Origin of the sequence: uncultured Aliiroseovarius sp., assembly GCF_947492455.1 — a bacterium.
Lineage (GTDB): Bacteria > Pseudomonadota > Alphaproteobacteria > Rhodobacterales > Rhodobacteraceae > Aliiroseovarius.
Genome location: NZ_CANLNB010000004.1, coordinates 26517 through 45054, shown reverse-complemented (window position 1 = coordinate 45054; position 18538 = coordinate 26517). Strand labels below are relative to the sequence as shown.

The window sequence follows — 18538 nt, the reverse complement described above, 5'->3', positions numbered from 1 at the left end:
GCACGTAAAGCAGTGTCACCTGAAACGCTGCGTAACCTAGTTGCCCTAGGTATCAATCAGGGATGCCAATTCCTCGATCCGCTCGGACGAAAACACCTGTACCCCAGCCTGTATCAACGCTGCGGTCACCACACCCATTCCGGCGCGCCGCACACTGTCATGATGGCCGCTATAGATCATATCTGTGCCACAAGACGGACTGGCTTCGGTCAACAGAGCATATTTGCAGCCATGCTTTTGCGCATGGTCCACGGCAAGCTTAGCCCCCAACAGAAACGCCTCTGTCACATCGCCGCCGTGCAAGTCCAGAATACGCCCCTGCCCCGATAGAACCGACGCGCCATCATGGCCCGGTTCTATCTCAGCCGGCAAGCGTGGGACGGGCAGACCGCCCAGAAGCTCGGGACAAATCGGATGCAACCACCCTTTCTGCGCCCAACGGCTTAACCGCGCATCTGCCAGCGTTTTCGCCGCCCCGTCATAGCGCACTTTCTGCCCCAGCAGACACGCACTGACGAGGATCGCGGTCATCCTTCGTCGCCGTCCTGACAATGCCGACGGAAGGCGCGCTTCAGCATGTCGAGCTCGGAGCGCAGCAGGTCCATCTCAGCCCGGATGTCTGCCTGAAGCGGCTCGCCCGTGACAATCACGAAGCTGTCCAGCGTCTGCCCGGTCGCTTTATCCTGAATGACGAAGGTCTGAATGCCGTCAGCCAACAGCGCTGCCGGGATCGGGACGCGGACACTGAACTGACCGGACTGGCCGTCCAGTGTGGCTACCTCAACCCCCGAAACCTCTTGCGCGTGATGCATCACCTGAATCGCGGGCGCGGCATCGACGGGCGCGGTCAGGACACCTTCCCAGATGCCGGCGTGAATGCGGGCTTTTTCAAGCGTCATGTTGGCCATGAGTGCTCCTTCTTGGCGATGTCCTTAGATCTCGGCACGGGGGTAACGGTACAGCGTCAGATCGCGCAGCGTGATTTGGTTCATAGCGGGATCACCAAATACCAGATCGACCCACATCTTCTGCACCCGCTTTTCATTCATGTTGGAATAGGCGAGGTCGAATTCAAACTGCGCGCCGCCATTCCCAAGGGTTTGCTTGTCAGGCAGTTGTTCGTGGTTCGGGCCGTGCAGGATGTTCAGACGCGCGAAGACATCGATGGGGCGCTCGGCCTCGGCGGATACGGTTAGACGCACGATGTGATTCCGGTGCAGGCCGTCGGTTGCACCCTCGGGCAGCTCGACCGCGAAGGACAGGAACGAGCCTTCGAAGCCAAAGACCTCAAGCGCGACGCCAAACGGCGCAAGGTCCGCTTCGCGCGTGTTGCGCACTTGGCGGACGGCAACCTCGGCCAGAGGACAGTCGTGGAACAGCTTCACCTCGTCCCCGAACTGCGTCGCGTTGCGGACGGAGGCCACGCCGGACAGCTCAAGCGGGCCGCGCCATGCCTCGGGCCGGTGGGCCCAGTCGGAATGCAACGGCTTTTGGAATGTATTCGAACCCAGAGCCGGCAGCGCCAAGCGGCTGTCAGCGGTGAACAGCACCTGATCCAGCTGCTGCCGCAACTGCCGCGCCCGCACGCGTGCCTGCCGCAGCGAGGGCTTGTCGATAGCCCCCGCATCGCGCGCAGCGCGCGCCCATCGGCGCAGGGCCCGGCGGTCAGCCAAGCGATCCGAAAGCGAGGTAATCCAGCTTTGCATATTTGTGTGTCTGCCCGTTCTGGTGGTGATCAGGTGTCAGGATGGCCGCACTTAATCAGATAATCGTTAATTTCGCAATTTGTGAAAAGTGGACACTGCGCCACCATTGTCAGCACGGTTTCAGGGGTTGGCCTTTTCGATCGCCACGATGAATTTATTCAACTGCGACAGACCATTGCGCGGGCTCAACGGATGCTCTGTGAACCCCGTGACGCTGGCGACGACAAGTTTGTCACCGACCGGCAGGAACGCACGCCATGTCGTATCCGACAGGGATTGCGGACGATTGCCCGAGCTGTCGCGCGTCAGCACTTTCACCACGCCCGACGCGGCCTTCAGGTCCAAGACAGTCACAGTGTCAGCATCGCCGGAACGGCTGAGGGCGGCACGGCCAGTAGTGCTTTCCAAAAAACGCCGCGCCTGCGCCATCTGCGCGTCGGGATCACCCTTTGCAGTCACCGCACCTGCGGGCTGGGCCGAGACACTGGCCACCAGAAAGGCAGGGGTCCTAGGGCTGGGATCGGCGGCATTGCGCGTCAGGGCCGCACAGGCGCCAAGCGGGACAAACGCCCCTGACGCCTGATCCCGCAGCGAACTGACATCGACGCAATATCCTTTGGGCGCGGCGATGGTCACCGCCCCGGACATGACCGTCCGCTTCCGAACCAGATCGCGCGACGCAGACGGGGCCTGTTTCGAAAACAGCGGACTATTGCGTACGTCATTCGACGACGCACCGCCGAAGCACCCAGCCAGCAAAGCCATTAGGACAGCTCCTGCCACCCAGCGCATTTGCCCCCTGATATTTCCGGTATTTCCACCACTTAACACGCGCACACCCAATCCTGCAGAATTCCCGCTTCAGCCCGAATCGGATAGCAAGCCTGCGCAGCAGAACGCAAGTCAGGGAAAACCTGATTGTCCTTTTCGGCGATCCACGACACATTTGCAGGGACTATCCAGTTGATGTGTACAGGAGCCGTCCCGTGACCCCCGCCCCCCAGTTTTCTTTCTGGTCCGCCGCCGCGCCCACCTGCCAAATCTGGCGCTCGGTCCTTGGGTTCATCCTGATCCATGTGGTGTTCTTCGCCGCCACCTTTGCGATCTTCATGGGCGGCGCGTGGCTGATTGACAAAGATCCCGCCACCATCCTGGAGGGGGCAACCGCTACCCATACCGCGATCTTCTTTCTAACCTTCCTGGGCTATCACCTTGGTCTGTGGCTGGTCGTGCGGTTCCTACACAAACGCAGCTACTGGACCCTCTTCGGCCCGCAGAAACACGTCCTCTGGCGACAATTCCGCATTGGCATCCTGATCGCACTTGGAGTCGCCCTTGCCGCTGGCCTGCTGCAAACGGTCGAGCCGCTCTTCGTCGCGCCCCAAGATCAAACCCAGCTTGAGCGCAACCTGCCCACGGACGAATGGATGCTGGTTCTTGTTCCAGCCCTGATTCTGATCTTCATCCAGATTTTCGCCGAGGAACTGGTCTTTCGCGGCTACATGCTGCAACAACTCCGCGCCCGGTTTCAGTCGGTCTGGATCTGGGCGATCCTGCCCTCGGTCGCCTTCGGGCTTTTGCACGCAGACCCCAGCACATGGGGCATCAACGCGGTGTTTTATGTCATCCACACAAGCGTCGTCGGCATTGTCCTTAGCTTCGTCACCATTCGCACGGGCAATATCGGAGCCGCCGCCGGGCTGCACTTTGGCAACAACATGTCGATGGTACTGATGGGCAATAAGGGAAGTTTGGATGGTTTTTCCCTTTTCGTGGCCGAAGTTGATCTGAAAGGTTGGACCACGTCGGCCTCGATGATGCTGCAAACCGTGCTGGTTCTGATCGCCTTTGCGATCTGGTGGAAACTCACGCAAGGGCAAGCCCCAATTGCAAATGCCTCCAAGGCAGACTAACTAAGGCCAAACGCAACAAGGAAGTCTGGCGATGAACTGGATCTCGAACTACGTCCGCCCCCGCATCAACTCGCTTTTCTCGCGTCGCGAGGTGCCGGAAAATCTGTGGACCAAATGTGGTGAATGCGGAACCATGCTGTTCCACCGCGAATTTGCCGAGAATCAGAATGTCTGTACCAGTTGCGATCATCACATGGCGATCACACCGCGTGAGCGCTTTACGCACCTGTTTGACGGCGGCATCTTCACCGAGGTGGACGTCCCCGCACCAATCGACGATCCGCTGCAGTTCAAAGACCAAAAGAAATACCCCGAGCGTATGAAATCCGCCCGCAAGGGCACCGGCGAACGCGAAGCGATGCTGGTGGCCGAAGGCGAAATCGGCCGCACGCCCATCGTTGCCGCCGCGCAGGATTTCAGCTTCATGGGCGGCTCGATGGGCATGTATGTGGGCAACGCGATCATCGCGGCCGCCGAACGTGCTGTGGCGCTGAAACGCCCGCTGGTGCTGTTCTCGGCCGCAGGTGGCGCGCGGATGCAGGAAGGCATCCTGTCGCTGATGCAGATGCCGCGCACTACGGTTGCCGTACAGATGCTGAAAGAGGCAAACCTGCCCTATATCGTCGTCCTGACCCACCCGACCACGGGCGGCGTGACTGCGTCCTATGCGATGCTGGGCGATGTGCATATTGCCGAACCCAACGCCTTGATCTGTTTTGCTGGCCCGCGCGTCATTGAACAGACCATCCGTGAAAAACTGCCCGAGGGCTTCCAGCGCGCTGAATACCTGCTGGATCACGGCATGCTGGACCGCGTAACGCACCGCAAGGACATGAAGGACGAGCTGGTGACGATCCTTCGAATGCTGACAGGCCAGCCGCCTGCAGTGAAGGGCGACCTGCCGAAGCCCGAGCCTGAAGCCGAAACGGAACCCAAGGCCGAGACGGCAGCGTCCGAAGAGGCGTCCGCCGACGCCGAGCAGGCTGACAAAGCGTGAGCGCCCAAGGCTCGGACGTCATCCTTGACCGGATGATGTCGCTGCACCCGAAAATCATCGACCTGACGCTTGATCGTGTTTGGCGGCTTCTGAAGGCCGTGGAAAATCCGCAGGACAAGCTGCCTGCCGTGATCCATCTGGCGGGCACAAACGGCAAAGGCTCGACCCAAGCGATGATCCGCGCGGGGCTTGAGGGCGCGGGCAAGGCGGTTCACGCCTATACCTCGCCGCACCTCGCACGCTTTCACGAACGTATCCGTCTGGCGGGCGAGCTGATCAGCGAAGACGCCCTGACCGAGGTGCTGGACCGCTGCTATGCCGCCAACAACGGCGAGAACATCACTTATTTCGAGATCACAACCGTCGCGGGTCTGATGGCCTTTGCCGAAACGCCTGCCGATTTCACCTTGCTGGAAACCGGTCTGGGCGGGCGGCTGGATGCCACCAACGTGGTTGAAAAACCCGCGCTGACCGTGATCACCCCGATCTCGATCGACCACACGCAATTTCTGGGCGAAACCCTGCCCGAGATTGCAGGCGAAAAAGCCGGCATTCTGAAACGCGGCGTACCCTGCGTGGTTGGCCCGCAAAAGGACGAAGCGCTCGACGTGATCGAGGCCCGCGCCGCCAAGTTGGGTTGCCCTCTGTTCGTGCATGGCCAGCACTGGCATTTCTGGGAAGAGCGTGGGCGTCTGATTTTCCAAGACGAGAACGGGCTGCTGGATCTGCCCCTGCCTGCCCTGATCGGCCCGCACCAAATCGAAAACGCAGGCGCCGCAATCGCTGCCCTGCGCGTGCTGGGCTTCGACGAAGTCGCCTGTGAAGCTGCCATGCGAAACGTCACATGGCCCGCGCGGATGCAGCGTTTGCGCACTGGGCCCCTGATTGAAGCGGCAGGTGACGCCGAGCTGTGGCTCGATGGCGGTCACAACCCCGCTGCAGGCGAGATGCTGGCAGGCGTGCTGGCCGGCCTGCCCAAGCGGCCCACTCATCTGGTCTGCGGGATGCTGAACACCAAGGACATCGCGGGCTATCTGCGCCCCTTGGCGGGTGTGGCCGACAGTCTGACCGCTGTATCCATCCCGGACGAGCCCAATACCCTGCCTGCCGAAACCACGGCAGAGGAAGCCGCGAAGGTCGGGATGACCGCGCGCACCGCAGACTCGGTCGAGGCCGCGATTACCGCCATCACGCAAACCGATCCGCAGTCGCGCATCCTGATTTGCGGATCCTTGTATCTGGCGGGCGCAATCCTGCGCGAAAACGGCTGAGACAGCGATTTTCACGGGCGTGATCACAAAATTAATTTTGCATGGTCACGCCCACCCGCATCAAGAACACGAGTCAAACCCCCGAAAAGAATCACTTTTTTACCCGATTCGCGAATCGGCAGTGATTCCATGTAAAACGTTGACGGTTTAAGGGGTTAGCGCCTATAAATAGAGTATTCTATAGGCAAAGTCCGCACTAAGTGGACGGCTTATCGAGCAGTACATTTCGCCGGGGCGGCAAAGTGATTCGCACGGGGCAAGAATTACCCATGCCCTTGTGATCACAAAAACAACATCGTGACTCTTTGCCTAACCCAGCGGCGCTTCGGGGTATTTCGACCCCATCCGAGTTAGGCAGGCAGGTGCAAACCTGAGGGGTCGCAGACGCGCGGCCCCTCGTCACGCCGCTAGACGTCCATTCCCCAGTCTTTATCCTGCATCTCGCGCAAGCGACTGGCGGTGCGCTCGAACTCGAACGAGCCTTCTCCTTCGACATACAGCATCTCGGGCAGGGCCGCAGCGGATGCGATCAGGCGCACCTTCGCTTCATAAAGTGCGTCGATCAGCGTGACGAAGCGCTTCGCCTCGTTGAAGTTCTGACGGCTCAGGCGCGGAATGTCTTCCAGCACCAACAGCTTTACGGCATTGGCGACGGTCAGATAGTCACCCGGCCCCAACATCGCGCCGCACAGATCATGGAACCGTGCGCGCGCGGCCCCGTTGCGATAGGCGGGCAACACGACCTCGCGCCCTTTGACGGTCAGCACCAAGGGCTCGGCCTGCCCGCCGGTCATATCCTTCCACAGCGCATCAATCGCCTGCCGTGCCTCGGCATTCGCGGGGCTGAAATAGACCTGCTCGCCCGCCAGTCGGTCTTGGCGATAATCGTTCGGACTGACCAGTTCGTGCACCACCATCTGATCTTTCAAAAGCGCGATAAAGGGCAGGAAGAGCTGGCGGTTTAGTCCGTCCTTATACAGCTCATCCGGATGGCGGTTCGATGTGGTGACGACAACCACACCCGCCTCGAACAGCTTTTCGAACAGCCGTCCGACGATCATCGCGTCGGTGATGTCGGTGATTTGCATTTCGTCAAAAGCAAACAGCTTCACATCAGCGGCGATCTTCGCAGCGACGGGCGCCAGCGGGTCATCCACGCCGGTCTTGCGCGCCTCGGCCATGCCCTCGTGCACCTCTTGCATGAAGGCGTGGAAATGCACGCGGCGGGCGGCCGTGTTTTCCAGACTGTCGACAAACAGGTCCATCAACATGGACTTGCCGCGCCCAACGCCACCCCACAGGTACAGCCCCTGCGGCACCTCTTCGGGTTTCGAATGAAACAGCCCGCCCAGGATGCCCCGCTTGCGCTTCGGGGCAGCGTCCAGATGTTCGCGGATGTCTTCGAGACCCGGCAGGCAGGCCTCTTGCGCGGGGTCTCGGGTAATCTCGCCGGATTGGGCAAGGGCATCATAGGTTTGGATCAAGTTCGCCATGACCGACAGATAAAACGCCGCGTCACATAAGGAAAGGTTAAGCCGCACATCAAAAAGCAAGAATTGACGCAGTGCGGCAATTGTCTGACATTGTGCGAATGACTGAGACACGCGCGCCCCTTATCACCCCGGTCCTTGTGGCTGGCTGCCTTATCATCCTGATCAGCTTTGCGATCCGGGCCAGCTTTGGCGTGTTTCAGATCCCGATTGCCACCGAATTCAACTGGCCGCGCGCCGAGTTTTCGCTGGCGATTGCGATCCAGAACCTGGCTTGGGGCATCGGACAGCCCATTTTCGGCGCGATTGCCGAGAAGATTGGGGACCGTAAGGCGATCATCATGGGGGCGATTGTTTATGCGGTCGGTCTGGTCGCCAGCTCCGCCGCCGTGACGCCGGAAGCGCACCAGATGCTTGAGGTACTAGTGGGCTTTGGCATCGCAGGCACAGGGTTTGGCGTCATTTTGGCCGTCGTGGGCCGCGCCGCCAGCGACGAGAATCGCTCGATGGCTTTGGCGATTGCCACCGCTGCTGGCTCCGCCGGTCAGGTCTTTGGTGCACCGCTGGCGGAGTACATGCTGTCTTTCATGACATGGCAAAACGTCTTCATCGTCTTCGCCGCCGCCATTCTTGCCACGCTGGCCCTGCTGCCTCTGATGAAAACCGAGACCATCGCCAGCAAGTCCGAGCTTGAGGAAAGCATGGGGCAGATTCTGGTCAAGGCGTTCAAGGATCCCAGCTATACCCTGATCTTTCTGGGTTTCTTTTCCTGTGGCTATCAGCTGGCCTTCATCACCGCCCACTTCCCGGCCTTCGTGACCGAGATGTGCGGGGCGATTGATCCGTCGGGCACACTGGCGGCGGTTGGGGTCTCGACGACCTCGGCACTTGGGGCGATTTCGATCTCGCTGATTGGGTTGGCCAATATCGCCGGCACCTTGTTTGCAGGCTATCTGGGCAAGACGTACTCGAAGAAATACCTGCTCGCGGCGATCTATACCGGGCGCACGATTGTGGCGGCCCTGTTCATCCTGATGCCAATCACGCCGACCTCGGTCATCATCTTCTCGATCGCGATGGGGTCGCTGTGGCTGGCGACTGTGCCGCTGACCTCGGGTCTTGTCGCGCATATCTATGGCTTGCGGTATATGGGCACACTTTACGGAATCGTATTCTTCTCGCACCAGCTGGGCAGCTTCCTTGGGGTTTGGCTGGGGGGCCGGATGTATGACGCCTTTGGCGATTACACGCTGGTCTGGTGGATTGGTGTGGGGGTCGGGGCGTTCTCGGCGATTGTGCATTTGCCGGTGAAAGAGCAGCCATTGACGGCGCGCACAGCGTAAGTTTCGGTGGCTCACTGCGTGAGCCTGAGGGGCGCTGCCCCTTGCATGAGTTTCCTTCGGAAATTCATGCTACCCTGAGATATTTATGACAAGAAAATGCAGGTGAGAGTCAGACGGGCAGTGCTGTGGTTTTGAACACCGTACGTAGCGCGAAGCTGGACTGCATCCCCTGCACACCCGGTAGGCGGGCGAGGTATTGGCGGTGGATGCGCGCGAAGTCCTCGGTATCTTGGGCGACCACCTTCAGGATGTAATCCGCCGTGCCCGCCATCAGGTGGCATTCCAGAACGTCCGGCACCCGTGCGACCTCGCGCTCAAACGCTTCCAGCACTTCGTCTGCCTGACCTGACAGCGTGATCTCGACGAACACGGTGGTCGGGCATTTCAGTTTGCGGGCATCCAGTAGGGCCACGTAGTCCTTAATGAAGCCCTCGGCCTCGAGTCGTTGGACCCGGCGGTGGCAGGCGGACGGGGACAGGTTCACCTTTTCGGACAGCTCTGCGTTCGAGATGCGCCCGGTGCGTTGCAATGCCCGCAGGATGCGGCGATCTACACTATCAAGTTCCAATTTCGATCACATTCCTTGCGCTGTTTACGCCATCGGCGCAGATTTCTTCGAAGAACTATACCCAACACGCCACATCTTTTCAAAGCAATTGCGTGGGGACACCCCCAAGATCAATGGATAACAGCTTAAGTTTCCGCGCCAGGGAGAAGGAGGAACCCCCATGCTGATCGGTTGCCCGAAAGAGATCAAACCACAGGAATTTCGCGTCGGATTGACGCCCGCCGCCGCAGGCGAGGCCATCGGACGTGGTCATTCCGTCATCGTTGAAACCAATGCCGGAATGGGTGCTGGATTCTCGGATGATGACTACCGCGCCGCGGGTGCCACCGTTCTGGACACGGCAGAAGAGATCTTTGCCAAAGCCGACATGATCGTGAAAGTAAAAGAGCCCCAGGCCGTTGAGCGCAAGATGCTGCGCGAAGGTCAGCTGCTGTTCACTTACCTGCACCTGGCGCCGGACCCCGACCAGACTCATGACCTTCTGGCCTCGGGCTGTACTGCCATCGCGTACGAGACTGTGACCGACAACAATGGCGGCTTGCCCCTGCTGGCGCCGATGTCGGAAGTTGCCGGGCGTCTGGCCCCGCAGGTTGGGTCGTGGACGCTGCAGAAGGCCAATGGCGGCCGTGGCGTGCTGATGGGCGGCGTGCCCGGTGTAGGCCCGGCCAAGGTCGTTGTGATCGGCGGCGGTGTCGTGGGCACTCACGCGGCCAAGATCGCGGCTGGCATGGGCGCGGATGTGACCGTGCTGGATCGCTCGCTGCCGCGTCTTCGCTATCTGGATGACGTCTATGGCGGCACCTTCAAGAATCAGTATTCGACCGCTGCGGCAACCGCAGAGCTGGTTCAGCAAGCCGACATGGTCATCGGCGCTGTTCTGATCCCGGGTGCTGCTGCCCCGAAACTGGTCAGCCGCGCGCAGCTGTCGACCATGAAGCCGGGCGCTGTGTTGGTGGACGTTGCCATCGACCAGGGCGGCTGCTTCGAGACCTCGAAGGCGACCACCCACGCTGACCCGATCTATGAGGTCGACAACGTGATGCACTACTGTGTGGCCAATATGCCGGGCGCAGTTGCGCGCACCTCGACCATCGCATTGGGGAACGCCACCCTGCCCTTCATGCTGTCGCTGGCAGACAAAGGCTGGAAAGAAGCCTGCGCCGCCGATCCGCATCTGCTGAACGGTCTGAACGTGCATGCTGGCAAATTGACCTATGCAGCCGTGGGTGAAGCCCTTGGTCTGGACAGCATCACCGGAGAAGACGCGCTGAAGATCTGATCCTCCCTTCCCAGATATTGCGCATCGAAAGCCCCGCCAGCGAGCGGGGCTTTTATTTTGGCATGTCCCTGGAACGAAAGAAGCCCTGCCAAATGGCAGGGCTTACTTCAGGATTGAGATGGTAGCGTGGGGCGGACTTGAACCGCCGACCCCAGCATTATGAGTGCTGTGCTCTAACCAGCTGAGCTACCACGCCATCTCATATCGGAGGTCCGAATATTCCGGCACGCTGCCAGTGTCAAACGAAAAACGCCAGAAATCGGCAAACGGGCGCAGAAATTTCAAACAAAAGGGCGCCGGTTTTTCCGACGCCCTTTCGCGGTCCAACTCGGCCCGTTTTATTTCTTCAAAGCGTCGCGAATCTCGGTCAGCAGATCCAGTTCGCTGGGGCCTGCGGGGGCCTCTTCCACGGCTTCCTGTTCCTTCTCGGCGGCTTCTTTTGCCTTGTTGACCATCTTCACCAGCATGAAGACCACCCAAGCGATGATCAGGAAGTTGATCACGGCCATGAGGAAGGCGCCATAGGCGAAGACCGAAGCGCCTGCCTCGCGCGCGGCTTCAAGCGACGCGCCTGTGGCGACATCACCTGCCAGCACGGCATATTTGTTGGTGAAATCCACGCCGCCGGTGAACAGACCGATGATCGGGTTGATCAGGTCATCGACCATAGATTTGACGATCGCGGTGAAGGCGGCGCCGATGATGATACCAACGGCCATGTCCATGACATTGCCCTTGGCGATGAAATCTTTGAATTCTTTAAGCATACTATCCCCGTATGTTTCCTGATCGCGCAGAATGCGTGATCCTGTTCGCACTAATCACAAAGATACACGGTGTCCGTGCATTTTGCTGGGGAAAATTCAGACGCGTGTCACCGCAAACTGACGTCTGGGTCAGCTTGTCAGGGTGCCGTTCAGCACATAGGCCAGGATTTCGACCACTTGCGCAGGCTCGCGGGCGACGGCAAGTGCTGCGGCGTCGACCTCTTTCAAAGCGTGGTCATGTTCGGGCATTTGCAGGATGATCAGCGACTTGCCCTTGGCAGCTGCATAGCCCGCGTCGAAGGCCGCGTTCCACTGGCGGTATTTCTCGCCAAAGCGGACGACGACGACGTCGGCGTCCTCGATCCCCTTACGGGTGCGGATGGCGTTGATCATAGCGCCTTTGTGGTCATGCCAGTATTTGTTGGGCTCGTCACCCAGAATGGCCACGCCGCAATCGTCCGAGGCATCGTGATCGGTGACAGGGGCCGAGAAGGTAACATCCAGATCCTTGGCGCCGTCGATGATCTGCTCGCGCCAGTCGGTGTGGATTTCGCCAGAAAGATAAACGGAAAGAGTCATAGGAAGTCCTTTCATCCCCAGACGTTAGGCACGCGACCGCACGGGTGGGCGTGGAACACGCCCGCCATGGGGCGGGCGGGCGTGTGCCGGGACGCAAAGCGCCCCGGCGAAAGATTTAGCCGCGCAGGCTTCCGCCCGTGGCTTTTTCTACCTTCTGGACGATCTTCTGGCTGACCGCCTCGATGTCCTTATCGGTCAGGGTCGCGTCGCGCGGTTGCAGGCGCACGGTGATGGCCAGCGACTTCTTGCCCTCACCCAACGATCCGCCGATGAATTCGTCAAAGACGTTCACATCGGTGATCAGCGCCTTGTCGGCACCGGCTGCGGCGTTCACCAGATTGATGGCTTCCACATCGGCATCCACCACGAAGGCGAAATCGCGTTCGACCGGTTGCAGGTCAGATGCGCCAAGTGCGGCGCGGCCCGTGCCTTTGGCTTTCGGGAACGGCACTTTCGCCAGATGTACAGCGAAGGCCACGACGGGACCTTTCACGTCCATCTCGGCGATGGTTTTCGGGTGCAGCTCGCCGAACGCGCCAAGGATGTTCTTCGGACCCAGACCCAGCTTGGCCGAACGACCCGGGTGCCACCATGCGTTCATGTCACGCACGAAGGTCAGCTTGGCGGGCGCGCCGATGGCGGCCAGAACAGCCTCGACATCTGCTTTGGCATCGTAGGTGTCGACCGGGCGACGCGCGCCGAAACGGTCGCGCGGGCCGGTGTGACCGACGAGGATGCCGGTGACCATCTGTTCGTACTCTTCCGGCTCGCCGCCGTGGAAGACGGGGCCAACTTCAAAGAGCGCCAGATCCATGAAACCACGCGCCTGGTTGCGGGCAGCGGCTTGCAGCAGACCGGGCAGCAGCGAGGGGCGCATATGGCTCATCTCGGACGAGATCGGATTCGCCAAAGCGACATTGTCGCCGCCGGTGCCGAACCGCTCGGCGCTCGCCTGATCAATGAAGCTGTAGGTCACACATTCGTTGTAGCCCAGAGCCGCCACGGTGCGCCGTGCAATGCCTTCGCGCTTTTGCATCGGGGTCAGGATCGCTTTCGGCACGCCAACATGGCTGCGCGGCAGGGGCTTGCCGACCAGCTTGGTCAGGGATGCCACGCGGGCGACTTCCTCGACCAGATCGGCCTCGCCCAGCACGTCGGGACGCCACGACGGCACATGCGCCATGTCACCGTCCAGCGTGAAGCCCAGCGCGGTCAGCGTCTTGCGCTGCTCATCGGCGGGAATGTCCATCCCCACCAGCGACTGCACGCGGTCGGTGTCCAGCTTGTAGGCACGCGAAACGTCCGGCACCTCGCCAGCGGTCACAACGTCCGACGCGTCACCGCCGCAGAGGTCAAGGATCATCTGGGTCGCTGCCTCGATCGCGGGTGCGTTATATTCCGGGTCGATGCCGCGTTCGTTGCGGTAGCGCGCGTCCGAGTTGATCTTCAGCGCACGGCCGGTTTTCGCAATCTGGATCGTGTCCCAAACAGCGGCTTCAAGGAAGACGTTGGTGGTCTCTTCGGTACAGCCCGTGGGCAGACCGCCCATGATGCCCGCAATCGATTCCACGCCTTCCGCGTCCGAGATCACGACGGCGCCTTCCGGGAAGGTATATTCCTTCTCGTCCAGACCCACCAAGGTCTCGCCACCCTTCGCGCGGTGCACGCGCAGGTCGCCTTTGACCTTGTCCGCGTCAAACACGTGCAGCGGGCGGTTCATGGCATAGGTGAAGAAGTTGGTGATATCGACCAAAGCCGAGATCGGACGCAGGCCAACCGCTTTCAGACGGGCCTGAAGCCACGCAGGCGACGGGCCATTCTTCACGCCCTTGATCAGACGGCCCATGAAGACGGGCGCGTCGTCGCGCGTGTCGTCATCAATGGTCACGTTGATCGGGCTGGGGCCGTTGCCCTCAACCTTATGTTCTTTCAGAGGCTTCAGCGTGCCCAGACCACGGGCGGCCAAGTCGCGCGCAATGCCGCGCACGCCCAGCGCATCGGGGCGGTTCGGCGTGATCGCAATCTCGATCACCGGGTCGACCTTGGTCGGGTCATTGGCGGCCAGCCAGTCGACGAATTTCTCGCCCACTTCGCCCGAGGGCAGCTCGATGATGCCGTCATGCTCGTCCGACAACTCCAGCTCGCGCTCGGAGGCCATCATGCCGTGGCTTTCCACGCCGCGGATTTTGCCGACGGACAGGGTCACGTCGATACCGGGCACATAGTCGCCGGGTTTGGCCAGCACCACGGTGATGCCTTCACGCGCATTCGGCGCACCACAAACGATCTGCTTTTCGCCTTCGTTGGTTTCGACCGTGCAGACGCGCAGACGGTCGGCGTCGGGGTGTTTTTCGGCCGATTTCACCTTGGCGATGGTGAAGGCGCCCAGACGGTCCATGGGGTTGAAGATATCCTCAACCTCGAGCCCCAGATCGGTGCAGGCCTCGGCGATTTCGTCAACCGAGGCTTCGGTGTCGAGGTGGTCTTTCAGCCAGGAGATGGTGAATTTCATTTATTCAGTTCCTCGGTAGTTGGGAGGTCGACTTTCACTTTGGTCCCCTCCAACACATCAGCACGCATCGCATTAAGCATGTTCACCTTTGCAGCGCGAATTTTTTCAACAGCCTCAATGTAGGACTGCGGTTGTGGATTCTTTTGCAGCCCGTGTTCGTCCCTCTTAGGCTCAGCGTCGAACGCGTTCAGAACCGATGCGCGAATGAAGTGGTGGGTAGCTGTATAGACAGAATCGGGTGCCAATACCGCAAACAATTCCTGATGTTTCATTGCGGCGCCTGCCACGCTCAACGTTTTGACCGTTTTCGCATCCTTCTCAGCGTTCTTCAAATCTTCCAGATACGATCTGTAGAGCGATTTTCTCTCATCTCGAGCTTGATCGACGCGCTCTGCTGATCGCTTGAGAAAGAACAACCATATACCACCCCCCAGTGCTATGAATGGAACGGTAAGCGATACGGCAAACCTGACCCATTCAATCAGGTCGATTGTGGGTTCTGGTTGCATTACCGCGACAGCCCCCCACGCATGGTCGGCACGTCCAGCGAGCTGAAGCCATAGTGGCGCAGCCAGCGCAGATCTGAATCAAAGAACGCGCGCAGGTCGGGGATGCCGTATTTCAGCATGGCCAGACGGTCGATGCCCAGACCGAAGGCAAATCCCTGCCAGTCGTCGGGGTTCACGCCCGCTGCCGACAGCACTTTCGGGTGCACCATGCCGGAGCCGAGGATTTCCATCCAGTCGTCGCCCTCGCCCAGTTTCAGGGTGCCGCCTTCCCACGAGCAGCGAATATCGACTTCGGCCGACGGTTCGGTGAAGGGGAAGTGCGAGGCGCGGAAGCGCAGTTCGATGCCGTCGATTTCAAAGAACGCGCGGCAGAATTCTTCCAGCGTCCATTTCAGGTTCGCCATCGAGATGTCTTTGTCGATCGCCAGCCCCTCGACCTGATGGAACATCGGGGTGTGGGTCTGGTCGTAATCCGAGCGGTAGACGCGACCCGGTGCGATCACGCGGATCGGCGCGCCGGTCTTCTCCATCGCACGGATCTGTACCGGCGAGGTGTGGGTGCGCAGCACGTGCGGCGGGCGGTTGTCGCCTTCGTCGCGGTGCATATAGAACGTGTCGAATTCCTGCCGCGCGGGGTGGTGCGGCGGGATGTTCAAGGCGTCGAAGTTGTACCAATCGCTTTCGATCTGCGGACCCTCGGCAACCGAGAAGCCCATGTCGCCGAAGATGGCCGAGATTTCCTCGGTCACTTGGCTGATCGGGTGGATCGAGCCTTGGCGCTGCGGGCGGCCCGGCAGGGTGACATCCAGCCATTCGGTGCGTAGACGTTCGTCCAGCGCGGCGTCGGCCAGCGCGGATTTCTTGGCGGCAATGGCCGAGTTGATCTCGTCCTTCAGCGCGTTCAGTTTGGGGCCGGCCACTTGGCGTTCCTCGGGCGTCATCTTGCCCAGCTCGCGCATTTTCAGGGCCACTTCGCCCTTTTTGCCGACCGCCTGCACGCGGATATCTTCCAGCGCCGCTTCGTCAGCGGCCCCACCGATTGCGTCCAGATATTTTGTTCTGAGCTCGTCCATCTCGGTCCCTTTGCTTCGCACCGTTTCCAGCTAGCGAATGCAGGGCAAAATGGCAAGCGGGGGAAGGGGTTCAGGGCGCGTTCAATGCGTGAAGGCGGCTTTCAAGGAACGCCCAGTCAGGAACAAACCCGCACATAATAAACAAATGGGAGCGGATTGGGCGCGTCCTCAAACGGAGGCGTCAATTCCTTTGAGAAAGAGACCGGCTCGACAACCCGCTTATAGCATTGCGAGAACTCGGGCATGAGTTCCAACTCTTTGCCGGTCAGGAACCAAGCCTCGGACACATCAACGCCCGTTACCGGCCCTATAATGATACGGTCGGGTTTTCGTGCCAAGACATAGGCTCCGTCCCCCTTGGCATGGCCGGGCCAGCTTTGACGTTCGGCCAGCATCGGGACGTTTTCGCGCTTTGCGATCGTCACATCATTCAGTCCCAGCATGTCGATGAAAGCACGTTTTTCACCTGCCACAAAGGGCGTCGAACCCGCGGTGTTCAAAGCAATCGTGATGTCTTCGGGCCAAGTGTCGTTAATGTACTGACCGACGATCTCGCCATAGAACGCGGCTGGGTCTTTCAGCTTGGGCGGCTCGACAATCGCAACGACCACCACCGCCAGCGCAGATGCGCCCAAAGTGATGTTTCTTGCGCGCAGGTCCATTCTTGAGACGCATGCCAGAAGCAGCAAGGCCATTGGCACAACAAGTGGCACCATCATCCGCGCCCACGGCATATGGTCCCCTCCGGCCCAGAGGATATACAGCAACTGCAGGCAGATCGCGCTGAGCAAGAACCGGGAGGCAGCGTTCAGACTTCCGGCTCGGAACATGACGGCCACGATCGCCAACGCAATCCCTAGCGTTGGAATGATCACCACCGCAGTGGCAAGATACTCGGCGCCGTTCACAAGTTTCTCGGACAGGGGCAGATCTGCTTTCGCGTAGAACGTCAGGGGAAAGAGCTCTCCGTAGATCTGCCAGCGAAACCCCATTTGGATGAAGGACACAGCCGCGGGGATGCCAACCACGATCACTGCCGAGATCAGGCGGGTGCGACCAGCCCCAGGCCCGGCCAGAAGAAGACCAAGGCCCGAGCCCGCGATGAACACCGATGCATCCAGCCGCGTCAAGATTGCCAGCGTATAGGCCAAAGCCGCCAAAAACAGCAATCCCGTGCGCGGCTGGCGTAGATATGTCAGCAACGCCGCAAGCCCGCTGGCCAGGAATGCCGCGACGATCACCGCCTCGAGCCCCCCGAGAACCCAAATCGCAATGGGTGTCGAGCTTGCAACGGTCAGCAACGTCGCCGCGCGCCCAAGCTGGTTTTCCCGGCCCGGCAGAATGGCACGTGCGGAAAGAGCAGTCATCACAAGCAACACAGCGACCGCGACGGCGTTCAGCAGTTGCGCCGATGCGACTGCGGCAAGTCCAAGCCGCATAAACCAGCTGACCACGATCACATGAAGCAGACTTGTATACCCCTCGGCCCACTCACCGGGGTTCCATTGGATCAGTCCGGTTTCCACGAAGGTCCGGGCATATCGCAAGGTAATATACGCATCGTCGTGGAAATAGAGGCTGTGCTTGGACACAAGCAACGCCACAATCGCAAGCGCAACCACAACCGAAATACCGTCAACAGCGTTCCGCCTAAACATTGATGTGCCTCAATTCATCTAATTCCCAGCAAATTACCCAGTTTAGCGCCCGTCGCAATGTGAAGTTGAACCGGGGCACCCGTTTCAGACAGGTTTATGGGGTATCGGCAACAAAATGCCCCCATGCGGTTTCAAACGAAAAAGCCGCGAAGGTGTCCCCTCGCGGCTTTCGAATTCTTCGCTGTGATCAGGCTTAGGCAGCCAGAGCAGCCTGTGCTTTTTCAACGATCGCACCGAATGCTTCGGGCTCGTGAACGGCCAGATCAGCCAGAACTTTACGGTCGACTTCAACGCCAGCCAGGTTCAGGCCGTTGATGAAGCGCGAGTATGTCAGGCTTTCGTCATGCGAACGGACGGCAGCGTTGATACGCTGGATCCAGAGCGCACGGAACTGACGCTTGCGGTTCTTGCGGTCACGGGTTGCATACTGGTTCGCCTTGTCGACGGCCTGACGGGCAACTTTGAAGTTGCTCTTACGACGGCCGTAATAGCCTTTAGCGGCCTTGACGACTTTACGGTGACGGGCGTGGGTTGTGGTTCCACCTTTTACGCGGGACATATTAGTATCTCCTCTTAGCGGTCGTAGGGCATGTAGCCCTTGACGATCTTAGCGTCGGGGGCGGACAGGGTGGTGTTACCGCGTGCGTTACGCAGGAACTTGTTGGTACGTTTGATCATGCCGTGGCGTTTGCCGGCCTGACCTGCGCGGACCTTGCCAGTCGCGCTTACCTTGAAGCGCTTTTTGGCGCTCGATTTGGTCTTCATCTTGGGCATTTTCGTCTCCAATTAAAGGTTACGTTGATGCACGGCGGGCATGCCACACTAGCCCACGCGCACATGAAGTTGGCCGTATAGGGGCAGATCGCCCGACTC

General features: G+C 60.0%; 19 protein-coding genes and 1 tRNA gene. 5 read left to right on the top strand and 15 right to left on the bottom strand.

Annotation, left to right across the window (positions count from 1 at the left end; translation table 11 throughout):
* Nucleotides 1-45 precede the first annotated feature (45 nt).
* The 4 genes from Q0677_RS10115 to Q0677_RS10100 all read right to left on the bottom strand — a co-directional run bounded on the left by Q0677_RS10115 (nt 46) and on the right by Q0677_RS10100 (nt 2471).
* Nucleotides 46-531 (bottom strand): DUF523 domain-containing protein, encoded by a 486-nt coding sequence (locus Q0677_RS10115; protein WP_298909254.1) that lies wholly within the window; start codon nt 529-531, stop codon nt 46-48.
* Nucleotides 528-908 carry a hypothetical protein gene (locus Q0677_RS10110; RefSeq protein ID WP_298909252.1) on the bottom strand — a complete coding sequence of 127 codons (381 nt, stop codon included), beginning with the start codon at nt 906-908 and terminating at the stop codon, nt 528-530. The genes Q0677_RS10115 and Q0677_RS10110 overlap by 4 nt, the downstream gene beginning before the upstream one ends.
* A gap of 24 nt (nt 909-932) precedes the next feature.
* The gene (locus tag Q0677_RS10105; RefSeq protein ID WP_298909251.1) at nt 933-1706 is read right to left on the bottom strand and encodes a DUF6478 family protein; all 774 of its coding nucleotides are present in this window, start codon (nt 1704-1706) and stop codon (nt 933-935) included.
* Nucleotides 1707-1826: 120 nt separating this feature from the next.
* Nucleotides 1827-2471 carry a hypothetical protein gene (locus Q0677_RS10100; RefSeq protein WP_298909249.1) on the bottom strand — a complete coding sequence of 215 codons (645 nt, stop codon included), beginning with the start codon at nt 2469-2471 and terminating at the stop codon, nt 1827-1829.
* A gap of 221 nt (nt 2472-2692) precedes the next feature.
* Between Q0677_RS10100 and Q0677_RS10095 the strand changes: the two genes are divergently transcribed.
* From Q0677_RS10095 to Q0677_RS10085, 3 genes are read left to right on the top strand one after another with little or no spacing between them, the layout of a single operon-like run.
* Entirely contained in the window at nt 2693-3619 is a 927-nt protein-coding gene (locus Q0677_RS10095; RefSeq protein ID WP_298909247.1) for a CPBP family intramembrane glutamic endopeptidase, read from the top strand.
* 31 nt (nt 3620-3650) lie between these two features.
* Nucleotides 3651-4616, top strand: coding sequence for an acetyl-CoA carboxylase, carboxyltransferase subunit beta (gene accD, locus Q0677_RS10090; RefSeq protein WP_298909246.1), 966 nt, complete (start codon nt 3651-3653; stop codon nt 4614-4616).
* Nucleotides 4613-5887, top strand: coding sequence for a folylpolyglutamate synthase/dihydrofolate synthase family protein (locus Q0677_RS10085; RefSeq protein WP_298909243.1), 1275 nt, complete (start codon nt 4613-4615; stop codon nt 5885-5887). Before accD ends, Q0677_RS10085 begins: the two co-directional genes overlap by 4 nt.
* Before the next feature lie 407 nt (nt 5888-6294).
* Here Q0677_RS10085 and zapE read toward each other — a convergent pair whose 3' ends face one another.
* Nucleotides 6295-7380: a cell division protein ZapE gene (gene zapE, locus Q0677_RS10080; protein WP_298909241.1), complete on the bottom strand. Its 1086-nt coding sequence runs from the start codon at nt 7378-7380 to the stop codon at nt 6295-6297.
* A gap of 98 nt (nt 7381-7478) precedes the next feature.
* On the opposite strand from zapE, the gene Q0677_RS10075 reads away from it, so the two are divergent.
* A complete protein-coding gene (locus Q0677_RS10075) occupies nt 7479-8720 on the top strand; it encodes an MFS transporter (RefSeq protein ID WP_298909239.1) in 1242 nt (413 codons plus the stop codon).
* 109 nt (nt 8721-8829) lie between these two features.
* Here the strand turns inward: Q0677_RS10075 and Q0677_RS10070 are convergent, their stop codons facing one another.
* Nucleotides 8830-9288 carry an Lrp/AsnC family transcriptional regulator gene (locus Q0677_RS10070; protein WP_298909237.1) on the bottom strand — a complete coding sequence of 153 codons (459 nt, stop codon included), beginning with the start codon at nt 9286-9288 and terminating at the stop codon, nt 8830-8832.
* Nucleotides 9289-9448: 160 nt separating this feature from the next.
* Here Q0677_RS10070 and ald point away from each other — a divergent pair, with 160 nt between their 5' ends.
* Nucleotides 9449-10567, top strand: coding sequence for an alanine dehydrogenase (gene ald / locus Q0677_RS10065; RefSeq protein WP_298909235.1), 1119 nt, complete (start codon nt 9449-9451; stop codon nt 10565-10567).
* Nucleotides 10568-10686: 119 nt separating this feature from the next.
* Here the strand turns inward: ald and Q0677_RS10060 are convergent.
* From Q0677_RS10060 to rpmI, 9 genes are all read right to left on the bottom strand, one after another.
* Nucleotides 10687-10763 (bottom strand) — tRNA-Met (locus Q0677_RS10060).
* A gap of 142 nt (nt 10764-10905) precedes the next feature.
* The gene (mscL, locus tag Q0677_RS10055) at nt 10906-11334 is read right to left on the bottom strand and encodes a large conductance mechanosensitive channel protein MscL (protein ID WP_298909233.1); all 429 of its coding nucleotides are present in this window, start codon (nt 11332-11334) and stop codon (nt 10906-10908) included.
* Between the two features lie 129 nt (nt 11335-11463).
* Complete coding sequence (locus tag Q0677_RS10050) at nt 11464-11913, bottom strand: YtoQ family protein (RefSeq protein ID WP_298909231.1); 450 nt, start codon at nt 11911-11913, stop codon at nt 11464-11466.
* A gap of 115 nt (nt 11914-12028) precedes the next feature.
* On the bottom strand, nt 12029-14425 hold the full coding sequence (gene pheT, locus Q0677_RS10045; RefSeq protein WP_298909228.1) for a phenylalanine--tRNA ligase subunit beta: 2397 nt from the start codon (nt 14423-14425) through the stop codon (nt 12029-12031).
* A complete protein-coding gene (locus Q0677_RS10040) occupies nt 14422-14934 on the bottom strand; it encodes a hypothetical protein (protein WP_298909226.1) in 513 nt (170 codons plus the stop codon). Before Q0677_RS10040 ends, pheT begins: the two co-directional genes overlap by 4 nt.
* Complete coding sequence (pheS, locus tag Q0677_RS10035) at nt 14934-16007, bottom strand: phenylalanine--tRNA ligase subunit alpha (protein ID WP_298909224.1); 1074 nt, start codon at nt 16005-16007, stop codon at nt 14934-14936. The genes Q0677_RS10040 and pheS overlap by 1 nt, the downstream gene beginning before the upstream one ends.
* Before the next feature lie 116 nt (nt 16008-16123).
* Nucleotides 16124-17665 (bottom strand): hypothetical protein, encoded by a 1542-nt coding sequence (locus Q0677_RS10030; protein ID WP_298909221.1) that lies wholly within the window; start codon nt 17663-17665, stop codon nt 16124-16126.
* 193 nt (nt 17666-17858) lie between these two features.
* Nucleotides 17859-18224: a 50S ribosomal protein L20 gene (rplT, locus tag Q0677_RS10025; RefSeq protein WP_247092826.1), complete on the bottom strand. Its 366-nt coding sequence runs from the start codon at nt 18222-18224 to the stop codon at nt 17859-17861.
* A 14-nt stretch (nt 18225-18238) separates the two neighbouring features.
* Nucleotides 18239-18439: a 50S ribosomal protein L35 gene (gene rpmI / locus Q0677_RS10020; RefSeq protein WP_133488947.1), complete on the bottom strand. Its 201-nt coding sequence runs from the start codon at nt 18437-18439 to the stop codon at nt 18239-18241.
* Nucleotides 18440-18538 lie beyond the last annotated feature (99 nt).